Source organism: bacterium Scap17 (genome assembly GCA_013376735.1).
In the GTDB taxonomy this organism is placed as follows: domain Bacteria; phylum Pseudomonadota; class Gammaproteobacteria; order Pseudomonadales; family Halomonadaceae; genus Cobetia.
This window is the reverse complement of record VINJ01000001.1, coordinates 1087477-1104080: the sequence shown is the minus strand read 5'-3', so window position 1 is coordinate 1104080 and position 16604 is coordinate 1087477. Positions and strand designations below refer to the sequence as shown.

General features: G+C 63.4%; 13 protein-coding genes. 8 read left to right on the top strand and 5 right to left on the bottom strand.

Annotation, left to right across the window (positions count from 1 at the left end):
• Positions 1 to 91: 91 nt before the first annotated feature.
• From FLM52_04760 to FLM52_04725, 8 genes are all read left to right on the top strand, one after another.
• Entirely contained in the window at positions 92 to 592 is a 501-nt protein-coding gene (locus FLM52_04760; GenBank protein ID NVN55109.1) for a hypothetical protein, read from the top strand.
• Positions 593 to 935: 343 nt separating this feature from the next.
• Positions 936 to 1550, top strand: coding sequence for a CBS domain-containing protein (locus FLM52_04755; protein ID NVN55108.1), 615 nt, complete (start codon positions 936 to 938; stop codon positions 1548 to 1550).
• A gap of 250 nt (positions 1551 to 1800) precedes the next feature.
• Complete coding sequence (locus tag FLM52_04750; protein NVN55107.1) at positions 1801 to 2415, top strand: hypothetical protein; 615 nt, start codon at positions 1801 to 1803, stop codon at positions 2413 to 2415.
• A 217-nt stretch (positions 2416 to 2632) separates the two neighbouring features.
• Positions 2633 to 3832, top strand: coding sequence for an MFS transporter (locus tag FLM52_04745; protein ID NVN55106.1), 1200 nt, complete (start codon positions 2633 to 2635; stop codon positions 3830 to 3832).
• Between the two features lie 359 nt (positions 3833 to 4191).
• Positions 4192 to 4965 carry a DUF969 domain-containing protein gene (locus FLM52_04740; protein ID NVN55105.1) on the top strand — a complete coding sequence of 258 codons (774 nt, stop codon included), beginning with the start codon at positions 4192 to 4194 and terminating at the stop codon, positions 4963 to 4965.
• On the top strand, positions 4962 to 5873 hold the full coding sequence (locus FLM52_04735; protein NVN55104.1) for a DUF979 domain-containing protein: 912 nt from the start codon (positions 4962 to 4964) through the stop codon (positions 5871 to 5873). Before FLM52_04740 ends, FLM52_04735 begins: the two co-directional genes overlap by 4 nt.
• A 76-nt stretch (positions 5874 to 5949) precedes the next feature.
• Complete coding sequence (pcp, locus tag FLM52_04730; protein ID NVN55103.1) at positions 5950 to 6609, top strand: pyroglutamyl-peptidase I; 660 nt, start codon at positions 5950 to 5952, stop codon at positions 6607 to 6609.
• A 102-nt stretch (positions 6610 to 6711) separates the two neighbouring features.
• Entirely contained in the window at positions 6712 to 7758 is a 1047-nt protein-coding gene (locus FLM52_04725) for an asparaginase (GenBank protein NVN55102.1), read from the top strand.
• 116 nt (positions 7759 to 7874) lie between these two features.
• Here the strand turns inward: FLM52_04725 and FLM52_04720 are convergent, their stop codons facing one another.
• The 5 genes from FLM52_04720 to cysM all read right to left on the bottom strand — a co-directional run bounded on the left by FLM52_04720 (position 7875) and on the right by cysM (position 16531).
• Complete coding sequence (locus tag FLM52_04720; protein ID NVN55101.1) at positions 7875 to 10523, bottom strand: phosphoenolpyruvate carboxylase; 2649 nt, start codon at positions 10521 to 10523, stop codon at positions 7875 to 7877.
• Positions 10524 to 10855: 332 nt separating this feature from the next.
• Positions 10856 to 11824 carry a nucleoside triphosphate pyrophosphohydrolase gene (mazG, locus tag FLM52_04715; protein ID NVN55100.1) on the bottom strand — a complete coding sequence of 323 codons (969 nt, stop codon included), beginning with the start codon at positions 11822 to 11824 and terminating at the stop codon, positions 10856 to 10858.
• A complete protein-coding gene (gene relA, locus FLM52_04710) occupies positions 11821 to 14085 on the bottom strand; it encodes a GTP diphosphokinase (protein ID NVN55099.1) in 2265 nt (754 codons plus the stop codon). Before relA ends, mazG begins: the two co-directional genes overlap by 4 nt.
• Before the next feature lie 56 nt (positions 14086 to 14141).
• On the bottom strand, positions 14142 to 15545 hold the full coding sequence (gene rlmD / locus FLM52_04705) for a 23S rRNA (uracil(1939)-C(5))-methyltransferase RlmD (GenBank protein ID NVN55098.1): 1404 nt from the start codon (positions 15543 to 15545) through the stop codon (positions 14142 to 14144).
• Complete coding sequence (gene cysM / locus FLM52_04700; GenBank protein NVN55097.1) at positions 15545 to 16531, bottom strand: cysteine synthase CysM; 987 nt, start codon at positions 16529 to 16531, stop codon at positions 15545 to 15547. Before cysM ends, rlmD begins: the two co-directional genes overlap by 1 nt.
• Positions 16532 to 16604: the final 73 nt, after the last annotated feature.

The window sequence follows — 16604 nt, the reverse complement described above, 5'->3', positions numbered from 1 at the left end:
AATCGCCCGCCTTCGTGACACCATCGGCGCCTGGACATGGCAATAGCCGCCACCCACTTTTCCCCGCCGCTTCTAGAGAAGAGAGACTGTAATGGACGCGACCACTCTGACACGCGACTTCCACCTGTGGCAGCGTTTCTCCAAGCAAGACCGCCTGGAACGTGAACATCGTGCTGCCCGCCGCAAGATCGCCGAAGCTGGCACCATGGCGACACGCATGATCAAGGCCTATGAAAGCATGGCCGCCAAGGGCGTCTCCGAGAATGCATGCTATCGCACCATCTACAAGCAACGCGATTCACAGGGGGAGCTCATGGTGCGCGAAGGCTGGCTCAAGGTGCGTCGAGTGGTCGCGGAAGGCGGCACCACGCGTCTTCGCGGCACGCTGATGACGACGTTCAGCCTGCTGGATGGCGAGCAGGAACCCGCCGATGCCAGCGTCGAGAAACTCACGCTCGAGGTGTATGACGAAATCGTCGCCGGCACCAAGATGAAGCTGGCCTGCAAGGTGGACCGTTGCGACGCCGATGACCAGACGGACTTCATCACCTTCCTGGATGCCGTACGCGGCGACCTCAAGCAGTGGGTGTGACGCACCCGGGCGTGTACGCCAGCCCCTGATGAAGGGATAACTCCCTGAATCGGCTCAATGATGCCCACTCGCCTCGTGCAGTGGGCATCATTACCGTCAGGAGCAAGGAAACTGCTGACTCATGCCAATTCCGGCCTGCCGGAGGAGTGTTTGTTTCCGAAATGGAATCTATTTATTTCCTACCTCGCACCGACAGCGGCAGATATTGACCTGATAGATCGAAATTCCTGTCACTGTTGCGACAGTAGCAACCTGAAGTTACCCATCGTGCAGAAAACTCCTGGCCCTCACCTGACTCATAGTACGCAGAATATGCTCGTTATCTGGTTACAGGAGTCAGTCCATGAATGCCATTGCACCGTCGGCTTACCACACCCTCGACGTCGAAACGCTCTCTCATGTCACCTCCGCTCGTCTGCCCTTGCAGCCGATCGGCAACATCACCATGGATAGCCCGGCCAGTGAGCTGGTGACGGACTTTGCCATTACCGCCGGTCGCAGCATTCAGGGCAGCGCCTCCATCGGTCAGGCACTGGCGACCATGAAACAGGCCGGGGTGCGCCTGTTGCTGGTACACGATCATGATGGCACCTTCACCGGTGTGGTGACCTCGCGTGAGCTGCAGGGTGGCCGAGTCGTGATGCGCGCCATGACCCGCTTCAATGTCCAGCGCGACGAAGTCACTACCGACATGGTGCAGATACCTCGCGCGGAGCTGCAGGGCATTCCTCTCGCCGTGCTCAAGCGCGCCCGCGTCGGGGACCTGGTCGAGACGCTGCGTCAGAGCGGCGAATCCCACCTGCTGGTGACCGAGCAGGGCGACGATGGCAAGCCGAGCGTGCGCGGTCTGGTCGCCGCCTCCCGCGTCGGCAAGGCCTTGGGGCTCGATCTGGAACATCCGCCGGAAGCACGCAATTTCGCTGATATCTGCCGGGCCGTGCTGGGCAAGTATGAGTGACCCGACTCGGGGATGCAGTGTTCTCAGTCATCTGCCTGACCGAGCTGTCATGAAAACGTGCCATGACAAGATGATTTATCCTCGGGCTGGAGCTTGATTCGGGAAAAATGCTCACAGACGGCGTATGATGTGGCTATCAGAGCGAGATATCACTTGGCAGGCAGCATGGCAGCGCCTGTCAGTCAGAGAGATGACTCGGGCTCTGACGGATATGCTCAGCCAACGGATGGTGTAGATGAGGATTTCAGCCATGCCATTACGCTCACTGCGTGATCATCTTTTCAAGCAGCGACACGTCGAGGTGCTTGTCATCAAACAGATTGATGGCGAGCTCGTGCATGTGTGTGGTGCTGGCATCCTGGAAGGCAACGGCAGCGTCAGTCACAAGCGGCGTGAGCTGCAGCGTGACAACCATGCCTTCCCGGTGCGCATGCATGATGGCAACCAGGTACTTCAGCCGGACGACTTCAATCGTCTGGTGCTGCTGGAGGAAGTGACGCTGCACCCCCTTGGCTGCCAGCCGAAGGAAGCCATCTCACTGGAGGTGGCGGGTCATCGCTATCGCGTCGCGCATACCCCCATGCGCTGCTGGCACTTCAGTGGCCACCTCGTGCTGGAGCGCACGCCCCAGGGCATGCTGCTGAGCACCGAGGACATGACCCTGATTCGCGCCAAGGCGAGTCGCCGGCCGGTCTCCAATACGGCACGCGCCAATACCGGGCGCCTGCAGAAGACGCCCGCATGGCGCAATGTCGCTCCCCGCGGCCACGACGTGCATGCCGACGGTGCCATGACGCGTCAACGCGCGGCAGCACAAAGGATCGATAGCCCGACACACGAGCTGGAGCTTGAACCCAAATACTGATCGTTCCGGTACCGGCAAGCGGCCCATCACCACGGGGCATTGAGCGCAAGCACCTCAAGGCAGATACATTGAGACAGAACGCTCGGCAATTGCCGGGCGTTCTGCTGTCCAGAGCCCGGCTTGAGAAAGACCTGCTGGAAGCGCACCGATTCGAGGCAAGACAGCTTGAGCATATGCCGGTATTCTCACAGACCTGTCCTCTCGTTCAGGTTTCCTCATGCGCCGAATGCCAGCATTCCTATTCCTGCTCATCCTGATTCTGGTCGCCCTGAACCTGCGTCCGGCGCTGTCATCCTTGGCACCCCTGCTGGATCGCATCACCCAGGACCTGGGCCTGAGCACGCTGGCAGCGGGCCTTCTCACCACACTGCCCGTCGTCTGCCTGGGGCTGTTCGCCCCACTGGCCCCGCGCCTGGCCCGCCGCCTGGGGGTTGAGCGCACCCTCAGCCTTGCCTTGGTCACTCTCGGCATCGCCCTGTGGTTGCGGGCCAGTGACATGGCACTGCTGCTCTATCTCGGCACCCTGTTATGTGGCGGCAGCATCGGCGTCGCCGGCACCCTGCTGCCCGCCATCGTCAAGCGTGAGCATCCTGAACGAGCCGATCTGTTCACCGGCGTGTACACCATGGCGCTATGTCTTGGTGCAGCGCTGGCCGCAGGACTCAGCGTGCCACTGGCCAATCTTCTCGACAGCTGGCAAGCCTCATTGGCCTGCTGGGCGCTGCTTGTAGTGATCGCGCTTCCCGCCTGGCGCCTGAGCATGCCCCACCCGTGGCCAGAGATGACCACCAGCCATCAGCAGGCTACCCCTCGCCTGTGGCATCAATCGCTGGCCCGTCAGGTCACCTTCTTCATGGGCTGCCAGTCTTCCCTGGCCTATATCGTCTTTGGCTGGCTACCTTTCCTGCTCCAGCAACGCGGTCTGAGCGATATCGAATCCGGCTGGCTGATGGCCGCCTCGGTGATGGCACAGGTGCTTACCGCCCTGTTGGCCCCCGTGATCGGCCGCATGGGGCGCGACCAGCGCCCCGCCATCCTGCTGCTGCTGTCCTGTACCGCCATCGGCCTGCTGGGACTGATGATCGGGCCGCTGTCATTGCGCTGGCTGTTCGCCGTGCTGCTCGGTTTCGGCCAGGGGGGCAGCTTCTCGATGGCATTGACGCTGCTGGTGCTGCGCACCTCCGATGCACGTCTGGCAGGCGCCCTCTCCGGCATGGCACAAGGCACCGGCTACATGCTGGCCGCTCTCGGGCCACTCGCCGTCGGCATTCTGCTGGAAATCACGGCCGATCTGCGCGTGATCGCGTCGCTGTTCGCGCTGATCCTGCTGAGTGCCGCCATGCTTGGCTTCCAGGTCGGCAGACGTCGCCGTATCTGCCTGCGCGAGGATGGCAGCACCGAAGTGGTCGACGGCTGACATCTCCCCACAGAGTGAGGCAAGGCCCACCAAGGTATCAATATTATCTGTCATTCACGCCTGCATGATGGATTTTGTCGATACTACATGTCGTTGAAATTTATATATTCCGAATGTCTCATTTGGATTCCTCTGGTGTCGCTCTACCCTTTGAGCTCTCTTTGTAAAGCAACGAACATTGCGCCCCGCCATGTTCGAACAGCTCGCCATGTCGAACTGCTCGGCAATGGTCAACCGGCCAGGCAATGTTCGACCCGCTTCGCAACGAGCCCCGCATAACAACAAGCTCACACCCAGAGGCACAGGCTCATGTCCTTCGAAAGGATCCGATTGTCCTCCCCCTGCTCGGGAGACACCTCATGCTGTCATTGATCGGCGTTGCCATCATCGTCATCGGCCTGGCACTGCGCCTCAATGCGCTGCTGGTGGTGCTGGTGGCAGGCTTCTCCTCCGGCCTGGTGGCCGGCATGTCACCGACTGAAATTCTTGCCGCGCTCGGTCAGGCCTTTACCGACAACCGCGCCGTCTCGCTGTTCATCATCACCCTGCCGGTGATCGGGCTGCTCGAGCGCAATGGCCTGCGCGATCAGGCCGAGCATCTGGTCCAGAAACTGCGGGCCGCCAGCGCCGGGCGCATCTCCTTCAGCTACCTGGTGCTGCGCAAGGCAACCAACGCCTTCGGCCTGCAGCTCGGTGGCCACCCGGCGATGATCCGGCCGCTGGTCGCCCCGATGTCAGTCGGCGCCGCCGAACGTGATCTCCCCGAAGAGGCACTGAGCTCGCCACGCTTCAAGGCCCTGAGCCAGCGCATACGCGTTCTGAATGCCGTCAGCGAGAACTTCGGCAACTTCTTCAGTCAGCTGATCTTCGTGGCTTCAGGCGGGTTGTTGCTGATCAAGAGCGTGCTCGACAAGAGTGGCGCCAGTGTCAGCCTGGCCGACATGGCAATGTACGCCATTCCCACCGCGCTGGTGTCACTGGTGGTGGTCTTCGTGCTCTGCCGCCGGCTGGACGCGCGCATTCGCCGTGAACAACAGCTGCTGCACGAGGAATACCCCCAGCCCTTCGGCCAGGCCAACGCGACACCGGGCAAGGACACCTTCACCACTTCTGCAACGGAGAGCCACTCATGAACGGTATCGACGCTCTCTACCTGATTACCGGCTTCGCCATCATGGCCTTTGCCGTCCTGACGCTCACCGATCGTGATCACCCGCGCCGACTCGGCACCAGTGCCTTCTGGCTGATCTTCGGCATCAGCCTGGCATTTGGTCAGTGGCTGCCCGATGTCGTGGTCGGGCTTGCCATGCTGGCGCTGGCGCTGCTGGCCGCCACCGGCCAGCTCGGGTTCGGCCACTACGGCCAGTTGAGCGATGAGGCGCGTCAGGCGCGCCGCAAGCGTCTCGGGTCGCGCCTGTTCATCCCCGCACTGGTGATTCCGGTCGGCACCTTCCTTTACACCCTCACGACAGGCCAGAGTGCGCTGGTCGGCCTTGGCGTCGCGACGGTACTGGCCTTTGCCGTGGCATTGTTGCTACTGCGCGAGAGCCCGGCGACCGGCATGCAGGAAGGTCGCCGCCTGGCCGATGCCATCGGCTGGGCCGCCATCCTGCCGCAATTCCTGGCCGCCCTTGGCCTGCTGTTCGATCAGGCCGGCGTCGGCCAGACCATCGCCGGGCTGGTCTCGAGCGTGGTGCCGGATACCAGCCTGATCGCCTGTGTGATTGCCTACTGCGTCGGCATGGCCGTGTTCACCATGCTGATGGGCAACGGCTTCGCAGCCTTTGCGGTCATCACCTCCGGCATCGGCTATCCGCTGGTCATCGCGCTGCATGGCGGCAACCCGGCCATCGTCGGCGTGCTGGGCATGCTGTCCGGCTACTGTGGCACGCTGATGACGCCCATGGCCGCCAACTTCAACATCGTGCCGGCCGCCCTGCTGGAACTGGATGACCGCTACCACATCATTCGCGCACAGATACTGCCTGCGCTGGTCATGCTGGCCGCCAACATCAGCCTGATGCTGCTGCTGGCCTTCTGATCTCCCACTCTTACCCGCGCATCGATCACCGCCAGCAGTGACCCGCGGTGATCGATGCCAGCCAAGGAATTTCATCATGCGTCGTCTGCTACTCTGCGGCTTCGAGCCCTTCGGCACGGATAGCGTCAATCCTGCCCTAAAGATCATCGAGCAACTGGATGGCCAGAGACTGGCCATGCAAGGCCAGCCCGATGAGCGCTTCGAGATCATCACCTGCCGGGTGCCGGTGACACGCTACGCCGCGATTGACAGCGTCATCGAGGCCATCGGCCAGCACGCCCCTGACACCGTGATCATGCTCGGCCAGGCCAGTGGTCGCAGCGCCATCACCCCGGAGCGGGTCGCCATCAACCTGGATGACTATCGCATCAAGGACAACGGCGGCCACCAGCCGGTGGATGAGCCCATCGAAGCTGGCGGCCCGGATGGCTGCTTCACCACCCTGCCGATCAAGGCGATGGTCAACGACCTCCAGGCAGCGGGCCTTCCCGCCAGCGTCTCCTACACGGCAGGCACCTTCGTCTGCAACCACCTGTTCTATGGGGTGCAGCGCCATCTGGCGGATAGCCCCATCCGCTCCGGCTTCGTGCATATCCCGGCGCTGCCCGAGCAGAGTATCGATGGCCGCCTGCCGACCATGAGCCTTGAAAGCATGCTCGAAGGCGTACGGGTGATGTGCGTCAGCGCCATGTCCCATCAGGAGGATGCGCGTATCGGCGGCGGCAATATCAGCTGAGCACCTCCCGTGCGTCGCGGCTGAACGCCCGACTCCGACAGCTCCCCTGCAAGCCGGCATGCGTTACAATGCCGGCTTTCCCATTTCTGGCAGGTGGACACGATGACTCCCGAGACGCACATCCTGGTGCTGTATACCGGCGGCACGCTGGGCATGGTGGAAAGTGAGCAAGGACTGGTGCCTGCCGGTGACTTCGATGCACGTCTGCGTGCAGCACTGGAACAGCTGCCTCCCAGCCGTCGTAGCCGTCTGCCCGCCTTCACCCTGCGCGAATTTCCGCAGCTGATCGACTCCTCCTCCGCTACACCGGCGGACTGGCACACCATCGCCAGCCAGATCGCGGATGCCTACGACAGCTTCGATGGCTTCGTCGTGCTGCAGGGCACCGATACTCTGGCCTGGACGGCCTCCAGCCTCGCATTCCAGCTCAAGGGCACCGCGCGTCCGGTGATCATCAGTGGTGCACAGTTGCCGCTGGAAGCCGAGCACAGTGACGCCTTGGGCAATGTCGAGCTGGCACTCACCGCCGCCGCCCAGCCGACCCTCAATGAAGTCGTGGTCGCCTTTGGCGGACAGTTGCTGCGTGGCGTGTGCACCCGCAAGTGGTACACCCAGGACCACCGCGGCTTCACCACGCCCAATGCGCCACTGCTGGGCGAATGGGTCGATGACCGTGTCGTGCTCTACCCCGGCCGCCTGATGGATGACCAAGGCCCCGCCTTCGAGCTGCCCGACTATGCCCGCCTCGGCAAGGACAGCATCATTCGCCTGCCGCTCTACCCCGGCATCAGCGCCGAGAGCGTGCGTGTGCAGTTGATGCGCCCGGAGGTCAAGGGCGCCGTGCTGGAGCTGTGGGGTAGCGGCAATCTGCCGGAGGACAGCGAGCTGTTGGAGGTATTGGCCGATGCACGCGGCGAAGGCAAGTTGCTGGCCGGTATCAGTCAATGTCCGCATGGGCCGGCCACTATCGGTCACTATGCGGCCGGTGCAGGTCTGGCCACCGTCGGCGTGCTGTCAGGCGATGACATGACGCTGGAGGCGGCCTTCACCAAACTGCTGCATCTGGTGGCGCTCGATCAGAATGAAGGCTGGCAGCGCGAGCGCTTCCTGATGCCACTGGTCGGCGAGCGTGCGAGCGGCCTGCTGTAGCGAGATGACCTCATTGTCTTAATGACAACGAAAAGCCCCGACAGGCCAGCCTGTCGGGGCTTTTTTTCGTGCGGGTGATTAGCGACTCGCCAACGTGCGATGGCGTCAATCGCTCCTCAACCGGTGTTGCGCAGACCAGCCGAGATACCGGCCATGGTCACCATCAGCGCGCGTGACAGCTCGGCGGAGATGGCGCCATCGGCGTCGCGGTTACGCTGCAGCAGCTCGGCCTGCAGACCATGCAGCGGGTCGATGTAAGGATTGCGCACATCGATGGCCTGACGAATCAACGGCATATGCTCAAGCAGTGCCTGTTGATCGCGGATCTCCAGCACCACCTTCTCCAGGCGCTCGAGACGATCACGCAGCGATTGCCCCAGCGTCTTCAGGGCCGGCTCATCGACCAGACGCTGCTCGTAGTAGGCCGCCGTCGAGAGATCGGCCTTGGAGAGCAGCATCTCCAGCATGTCGACATAGGTGGAGAAGAACGGCCAGTCGTTCATCATCTCGCGCAGCACTTCCAGGCCGCCCTCTTCCTGCATGCGCGTGGCGAAGGCCTCGCCACTGCCCAGCCAGGCGGGCAGCATCAGACGAATCTGGGTCCAGGCGAAGATCCACGGGATCGCACGCAGCGTCTCGACGCCACCATCCTGACGACGCTTGGCGGGGCGCGAACCCAGCGGCAGGCGTGCCAGTGCGGTTTCCGGCGTTACCGAGCGGAAGTACGGCACGAAGTTCGGGTCTTCACGCACCACGCCCACATAGGCCTTGTGCGCGATACCGGCCAGGCGATCCATCTCGTCTCGCCATTGCGGCTTAGGCGCCGGCGGCGGCAGCATGCTGGCTTCCAGCACCGCGCAGACATAGATCTCCATCGAGCGACTGGCGATGTCCGGCAGACCGAACTTGAAACGAATCATCTCGCCCTGCTCGGTAACACGCAGCGAGCCGGTCACCGAGCCCGGTGGCTGGGACAGGATCGCCGCATGCGCCGGGCCGCCGCCACGACCGACCGTACCACCACGGCCGTGGAACAGAGTCAGTTCGACACCGTGACGCTTGGTGACTTCCACCAGCGTTTCCTGGGCGCGGTACTGTGCCCAGGCGGCCGCCAGCTGACCGGCGTCCTTGGCGGAGTCGGAGTAACCGATCATCACTTCCTGACGGTCACCGGCCTGCTCGCGATAGATCGGCATGCTCAGCAGCGTGTCGATGACGGGGCCTGAGCGGTCCAGATCATCCAGCGTCTCGAACAACGGCGCGATCGGTAGACGCACATCACCGCCGATCTCCTTCATCAACAGTGCCACCGCCAGCACATCGGAGGCCTGACCGGCCATCGAGATGATGTAGGTGCCCAGCGCCTCGCGATGCTCGCGCGCGATGACCTTGAAGGTATCCAGCACCTCGCGCGTGTCGGTGGAGCATTCCCAATGGCGCGGGATCAGCGGGCGACGGCTAGCCAACTCCTTGCTCAGGAAGTCACAGCGCTGCTGCTCGTCCCATTCGAAATAGCTGCCCAGCCCCAGCGTCTGACTCAGTTCGTCGAAGACCTGCGCGTGGCGCGTGCTTTCCTGGCGGATATCGAGCTTGGTCAGGGTGACACCGAAACAGGCCACGCGACGCAGGGTGTCGAGCAGAGCGCCATTGGCGATGGTGTCCAGCCCCACGTCGCACAGTGAGCGGTAGCAGGCCAGCAGCGGCGTATACAGCTGCTCGCGGGTCTCGATGATGTCGACACCTTCGTGGCGCTTGCCGTCCAGGCCCGCCTTGGCCCAGTCGCGGGTGCTTTCCATGCGCAGGATCAGGCGGCGCAGGATCTCGCGATAGGGTTCGGCCACATCGCCGGCCTCGGCACGCAGGGCGGCCGTGCACTTCCACATCGACAGCTCCGACTTGAGCTGTTCGAGGTCGCGAAGGTAGAGATCCGCTGCCATCCAGCGACCCAGCAGCAACACGGTCCGCGTCACGCTGGCGGTGACATTGGGGTTACCGTCGCGGTCACCCCCCATCCAGGAGGCGAAGCAGATCGGTGCGGCGTCCAGCGGCAGACGCTCACCGGCGGCGTTCAGCGTCATCTCGTCAAGCTGACGGTGGAAGTCCGGCACCGCTTGCCACAGCGAGTTCTCGATGGTGGCAAAGCCCCACTTGGCTTCATCCACCGGGGTCGGACGCTCGTGACGGATCTCGTCGGTATGCCAGGCCTGACTGATCAGCTCGGTGAGGCGCGCACGCGCGAGGGTCGCCTGTTCCGGACGATCGCAGGCCCCTTCCATCTGGGTCAGGCAGCCCTCGATGGCATCGTATTTCTGGATCAGGGTGCGACGGATGACTTCCGTCGGATGCGCCGTCAGCACCAGCTCGACACGCATCGCCGAGAGCTCCTCGACGATCTTCTGCGCGCTGAAGCCCCGCTCGCGAATGCGCGTGATCAGCTCGCCGAGGTCCGGCTGGCTGCCGGGGCGATAATCCTCGACGCGCTTGAAGCGGCCACGGTAGTGCTGCTCGGCGATGTTGGAAAGGTTCAGGAACTGGTTGAACGCCCGGGTGACGGGCAGCAGATCGGCGTCCGGCAGATCACGCAGATAGTCGATGAGCTCATGCCGGGCGGCCTGATCGCCCTGCTGGCCCTGTTTGGCCAGGGCACGGATGCGCTCGATGCGTGCGACGAAGTCATCGCCGAGGTCGGCCGCGATGGTCTGGCCGAGGTTGTCACCGAGAATACGCACGTTATCGCGCAACGATTCATGCAAGTCGTGACTCATGAAACCCTCCTTGGGAGTGACGGTGCTGCCGCGGTCATCTTCCCCTGTCACCAGGGGCACACAGTCAGATAGCTGACAACAGATTCCCTCATTGCGCAAAGACACCTGATGACAACCGGCTGAGGGAAGACACCGGCCTGGCGCTGGTGAAGACACTGGCGCGAAACGGAAAGACCCGCGGCGCAGCAGACCGGAAAGCAGGACAAGACTCGCGTCCTGATCGCTTCCCCTCAGCATACGACCGCGGGCCTCGGCTCCACAATCCGACTATCGCGTAAACTTACTACATTTTTCCAGATGCCCTTTTCCCAATACGCTGCGACGACGCTCCATCACCGAACCAGCGGCGTCACCGGACGTGCGGCTGACGTCGCACCCTCGCCCTGCCGCGCCTGCTCAGCCGCACGCTCCTGGCGCTTGGCCTCATCCCAGTGCGCATCCATCTCGGCAAGCGACGCCTCATCAAGCGTGCGCCCTTGCCCTGCGATCGCGGCTTCCACATGGCGGAAGCGTGATTCGAAGCGCGCATTGGTAGCGCGCAGCATCTGCTCCGGGTCCGCCTTGAGGGTGCGCGCGAGATTGACGACCGCGAACAGCAGATCCCCGACCTCCTCACGCGCATGGGCCGTATCGCCCTCGGCCAGCGCTTCCTCGACTTCGCCGAGCTCCTCACGGATCTTGGCCAGCACGCCACTCGTGTCCGGCCAGTCAAAGCCCGAACTCGCGGCCTTCTTCGAGAGCTTGGCCGCCCGCGTCAGCGCCGGCAGACCAAGTGGCACGCCATCCAGCACGCTGTCGCCAGCAGTCTGGCTGACAGGCGCGTCAGCGGTCTCCTGCTGCTTGAGCGACTCCCACTGGGCATTGAGCGAGCCTTCATCGACCTCATGAGTGGCGATACCCTCGCGGCGCGACGCGAGGGTGCCATCCGGGAAGACATGCGGATGGCGGTGCAGCATCTTCTCGGTCAGCACATGGATCACGTCGTGGAAATCGAAGTGTTGCTGCTCACTGGCGATCTGGGCGTAGAAGACGCCCTGAAACAGCAGGTCACCCAGTTCCGCCGGCAGCTCATCGAGCACGCTGGCATCGGCCGCGGCACGCTCGATAACATCGGCGACCTCATAGGCCTCCTCCAGGGTGTGCGGCACCAGACTCGCGTAATCCTGGCGGCTGTCCCAGGGGCAGCCGTACTGCGGATCACGCAGCACGGCCATCAGGGTCAGCAAGTCATCGAGGGTGTAGCGCGTATCGGCTTGCCTGCCTGCATCGACATCGACACTGGCATCGAATCGGCGACTCATGCCTTGTCGCCCCCGACCCGCAGCCGCTTGACGTCGATGATGTTGGGCAGCTGCTGGATGCGGGCGAATACGCGCCCCAGCACATCGAGATTCTCGACTTCCAGCGTGATCTTGAGCGTGGCGATGTTGTCGAGCTGATCAGTGCGCGTGTTCACCGACAGCACATTGACCTTGTCACCGCTCAGCACGTTGGTGACATCACGCAGCAGGCCGGAGCGGTCCCAGGCCTGGATCTCAATATCCACCGGATACTGGTTGCGCGAACGCTGGCCCCAGTCGACATCGACGATGCGACGCGGCTCGTCCGAGCGCAACTGGATCAGGTTCGGGCAGTCCTGACGGTGCACGGTCACGCCGCGCCCCTGGGTGATGAAACCGGCGATCTGATCGCCCGGTACCGGGTGACAGCAGTTGGCCATGGTGGTCTTCAGATTGCCGACCCCCAGCACCATGACGGCGTCAGGCTTTTCCTTGCCCTGCGGCTTGCGCTGGCGCAGCAGACGCTCGAGCTGCTCCTGATCATCGGTATCGCCGAACAGCTGCTGGGCCTGATGCAGCACCTGGCCGACGCGCAGATCGCCTGCACCGATGGCGGCATACATGTCATCACGCGTCGGGTAATTGACGGCGTTGGCCAGCTTGTCACGGTCGAGATTCTCCAGCGCCAGCCGCGAGAATTCCTTCTCGAGCAGCGCCTTGCCCTCATCGACGTTCTGGTCGCGTGCCTGCAGCTTGAACCAGGTCTGGATCTTGGCGCGGGCCCGCGAGGTGCGCACGTAGCCCAGATTCGGGTTGAGCCAGTCGCGGCTCGGCCCCCCCTTGGTGGCGGTCAGGATCTCGACCTGCTGGCCGGTCTTGAGCTTGTAGGTCAGCGGCACGATGCGACCGTCGACCTTGGCCCCCCGGCAGCGATGGCCGACCTCGGTATGCACGCGGTAGGCGAAGTCGATCGGCGTCGCGATCTTGGGCAGGTCGATGACATGCCCCTCCGGTGTGAAGACGTAGATGCGGTCCGGCGCGACGTCGGAGCTCAGCCCCTGACGGATCGCCTCCTGGCCGCCGTTCTCGCCGACTTCGTCCTGCCATTCGAGCACCTGACGCAACCAGGCGATCTTGTCTTCGTAACTGCGACTCTTGTGACCGACATCGTGGCCCTTGTAACGCCAGTGGGCGCATACGCCCAGCTCCGCCTCCTCGTGCATGTCGAAGGTACGGATCTGGATCTCGATGACCTTGTTGCTCGGTCCCACCACCGCAGTGTGCAGCGACTGGTAGCCATTCTTCTTGGGGTTGGCGATATAGTCGTCAAACTCATGCGGCACGTGGTGCCAACGCGAGTGGACGATCCCCAGCGCCGTGTAGCAATCGCTGACTGTGCCGACCAGAATCCGTACCGCGCGCACGTCATACACCTGAGAGAAGGCGATGCGCTTGATCTTCATCTTCCGCCAGATGGAGTAGATGTGCTTGGCGCGGCCCGCGACATCGAAGTGCTTGATGCCCTGCTCGCTCATCAGAGTGCGCAACTCGACCAGCAGATCGGCGATGTAGTGCTCACGCTCCAGGCGTTTCTCGGACAGCTGCCTGGCGATGGTCTTGTATTCATCCTCCTCGCGGTAGCGGAAGGACAGATCCTCCAGCTCCCACTTGAGCTGACCGATGCCCAGGCGGTGCGCCAGCGGCCCGTAGATGTCGAAGACTTCTCTGGCCACGCGCATGCGCTTCTCGCGCGGAGCATCCTTGACGTGACGCAGGGCAACGGTACGTTCGGCGATCTTGATCAACGCGATGCGCACGTCATCAATCATCGACACCAGCATCTTGCGCAGGTTGTCCTGCTGGTCATGCTGCGCCATGCCATGACTCGGCGCCTGCAGCTGACTGATGGCGGCCATGTTGAGCACGCCATCGATCAGGCGGGCCACTTCCTTGCCGAAATGCTTCTCGATGGCCTCAAGCCCCAGATGCCCTTCACGTACCGCGCGATAGAGCACGGCCGCGACCAGTGCCGGTTGGTCAAGCTTGAGTTCCGACAGGATGTCGGCCATCTCGAGACTGAAACGGAAACTGCGCAGCGGCTCGCGCCACGGCTTGTCACCGCGGGCGTCCGCCTCGCGTGCCACCTTGAGCGCCACTTCACAGGCCTGCACCATGACCTCGGCATTCACCGACGGGACTTCCTCGCGCAGTCGCGCGACCCACACCGGGATGTCCACACCACCGCTATCGGTCAGCGGCTGATCTTCGCGCACCTTGACCATGACCCTATGTCCTTGAATTACTTGCCATCTTGATGGCAGCACCCGAAGGCACCGCCTCAGTCTTCCGCCCGTTCCAGCAGCAACATCGACTCCAGATGTGCCGTGTGAACGAACATGTCCGCCATCAGGGCACGCGTGACGCGATAACCGGCGTCCTGCAACAGCCGTGCATCACGCATCAACGTGGTCGGGTCACAGGCGATGTACAGCACGCGCAGCGGCACTCGGCTGACCCTCCCGGCATGCAGATCACGTGCCAGCTCCTCGCAGAGAGGCTGAGCGCCATCACGCGGCGGGTCTAGTACTAGAAGGTCGATACCCTCGAGTGATGGCAGGGCCTTGCTCAGGTCCGCCCGACGTGCGCTCACCTGAGCCAGTCCGTTGGCTTCGGCATTGACCCTCAGCTGATCGACCATGCCCTGACTGCCCTCGATGCCTGTCACCTCACTGGCGCCGGCCGCGGCGGCCGCCAGGGTCAGGTTGCCGACACCGGCGTAGAGATCCATCACCTTGAGACCACTGACATCGCCCAGCCATTCCAAGGCGGTGTCGATCAGACGCTGATTGAGCGCCGCGTTGACCTGCACGAAGTCGCCCGGCGAGAAGGCAAGGCGCAGCGTCGTTGCGCCGACACTCAGTGAATACACGGCATTCGGCGTACCCGACAGCCACTCCAGCACCACCGGATCACGCCCGACCCGCCAGCCGACCACCAGGCCGTGCTGCTCGGCGAAGGCCTGCCAGCGCTGCGCATCACGCGGCACCGCCTTGAGCTGGCGCACCACCACGATGACCTGCCCTTCAGCAGCGGTCAGCTCCAGATGGCCCAGACGCTTGGGCGCCTCGAGGCTTTCGATCAGCTCACGCAGCGGCGCGAGCAGGCGGTCCAGCTCCGGTACCAGCACGCTGCAGGTGGTGATATCGACCAGCTGGTTGCTGCCGCGTCCGCGGAAGCCTAACTGCAACTCGCCAGCATCACTCACGCGCACCCCGATACGGGCCCGGCGGCGATAACGGCTTTCGTCATCGCCCAGCGGCTGAATCTCGGGCAGGGTCACGCCATTGCGTGTCGCATGTTCGCTCAGCACCTGCACCTTGTGGGTGCGTTGTGCATCCAGCGCCATGTGCTGGAGATCACAGCCGCCACAGCTGCCGAAATAGGCACAGGGCGGGGTCACGCGGCTGTCGGCGGCATTGTCGCGTGTACGCACATGCGCCTCGTTGAAGCGCTTGTGGGTGCGGTGGATGGCCAGGGTCACACGTTCGCCGGGCAGCGCCTGATCGATGAACTGGGTCTTGCCGCTCTCGTCATGGGCGATGCCTCGTCCGTCGTGGGCCAGGCGTTCCACCGTCAGCCACTGGCTGTCGGCATCGCTGGCGTTGCGGTTGCCACGGCTGGCCACTTCCTTCTCGCGACGGGTCGGCTTGCGCGCCGGTCGCTTCTGTCCGAGCAGGGCCATCAGGAACACTCCCCAGTAACGGCTTCATTGTGGGGCGTGTCCTGCTGAGTCATGTCATCGCCCTGGGTATAGAGGCCTGTCGAGAGGTAGCGGTCTCCCCGATCACAGACGATGAACACGATGACCGCATTCTCGACCTGCTCGGCGAGCTTGAGCGCGCCTGCCAGCGCACCACCGGAGGAGACACCGGCCAGAATGCCTTCTTCACGCGCCAGACGACGCATGCAGACTTCGGCCTCGTGCTGGCCGATATCCAGCGTGCGGTCGATGCGTGAGGCATCGAAGATCCGCGGCAGATACTCGGCAGGCCAGCGACGGATACCCGCGATGCTGGCGCCTTCGGCAGGTTGCAGGCCGACGATCTCGATGGCCGGATTCTGCTCCTTCAGATAGCGCGAGGTGCCCATGATGGTGCCGGTGGTGCCCATCGAGGACACGAAGTGCGTGATGCGTCCGTGGGTCTGCTGCCAGAGTTCCGGCCCGGTGGTGCGGTAATGCGCCAGCGGATTGTCCTGGTTGGCGAACTGATCCAACGCCTTGCCCTCGCCACGCGCGATCATCGCCTCGGCCAGGTCCCGCGCATGCTCCATGCCATCGGCTTCGATCAGCGTGGCCCCGTAGGCACCCATCGCCTGCTTGCGCTCGCTGGAGGCACTGGCCGGCATCACCAGTACCATGCGATACCCCTTGATGGCCGCCGTCATGGCCAGCGCGATGCCGGTATTGCCGGAGGTCGCTTCGATCAGGGTGTCGCCGGGTGCGATCTCGCCGCGCGCTTCCGCCTCCTCGAACATGGAAAGCGCCGGACGATCCTTGACCGAGCCGGCGGGGTTGTGACCCTCCAGCTTGGCCAGCAGCACATTGTTGCGGCCCGCGGTGATGCGCGTCAGGCGCACCAGCGGCGTATTGCCGACGACATCTGCAAGACTGGGATAATCGGACGCGCCAGGGATGGCGTCACCGGGGGTTTCGCTGAGATGAGACATGAGAGGCAGACTCCAGAGACGCCGCGCCCGGACAGCCGAATGACAGCGGTCAGGCGCTGGCATCGGGACCAAG

Excerpts from the sequence above, each read along its gene's own strand:
- FLM52_04760 (NVN55109.1), top strand. The coding sequence starts at position 92 with ATGGACGCGACCACTCTGACACGCGACTTCCACCTGTGGCAGCGTTTC.
- FLM52_04755 (NVN55108.1), top strand. The coding sequence starts at position 936 with ATGAATGCCATTGCACCGTCGGCTTACCACACCCTCGACGTCGAAACG.
- FLM52_04750 (NVN55107.1), top strand. The coding sequence starts at position 1,801 with ATGCCATTACGCTCACTGCGTGATCATCTTTTCAAGCAGCGACACGTC.
- FLM52_04745 (NVN55106.1), top strand. The coding sequence starts at position 2,633 with ATGCGCCGAATGCCAGCATTCCTATTCCTGCTCATCCTGATTCTGGTC.
- FLM52_04740 (NVN55105.1), top strand. The coding sequence starts at position 4,192 with ATGCTGTCATTGATCGGCGTTGCCATCATCGTCATCGGCCTGGCACTG.
- FLM52_04735 (NVN55104.1), top strand. The coding sequence starts at position 4,962 with ATGAACGGTATCGACGCTCTCTACCTGATTACCGGCTTCGCCATCATG.
- pcp (NVN55103.1), top strand. The coding sequence starts at position 5,950 with ATGCGTCGTCTGCTACTCTGCGGCTTCGAGCCCTTCGGCACGGATAGC.
- FLM52_04725 (NVN55102.1), top strand. The coding sequence starts at position 6,712 with ATGACTCCCGAGACGCACATCCTGGTGCTGTATACCGGCGGCACGCTG.
- FLM52_04720 (NVN55101.1), bottom strand. The coding sequence starts at position 10,523 with ATGAGTCACGACTTGCATGAATCGTTGCGCGATAACGTGCGTATTCTC.
- mazG (NVN55100.1), bottom strand. The coding sequence starts at position 11,824 with ATGAGTCGCCGATTCGATGCCAGTGTCGATGTCGATGCAGGCAGGCAA.
- relA (NVN55099.1), bottom strand. The coding sequence starts at position 14,085 with ATGGTCAAGGTGCGCGAAGATCAGCCGCTGACCGATAGCGGTGGTGTG.
- rlmD (NVN55098.1), bottom strand. The coding sequence starts at position 15,545 with ATGGCCCTGCTCGGACAGAAGCGACCGGCGCGCAAGCCGACCCGTCGC.
- cysM (NVN55097.1), bottom strand. The coding sequence starts at position 16,531 with ATGTCTCATCTCAGCGAAACCCCCGGTGACGCCATCCCTGGCGCGTCC.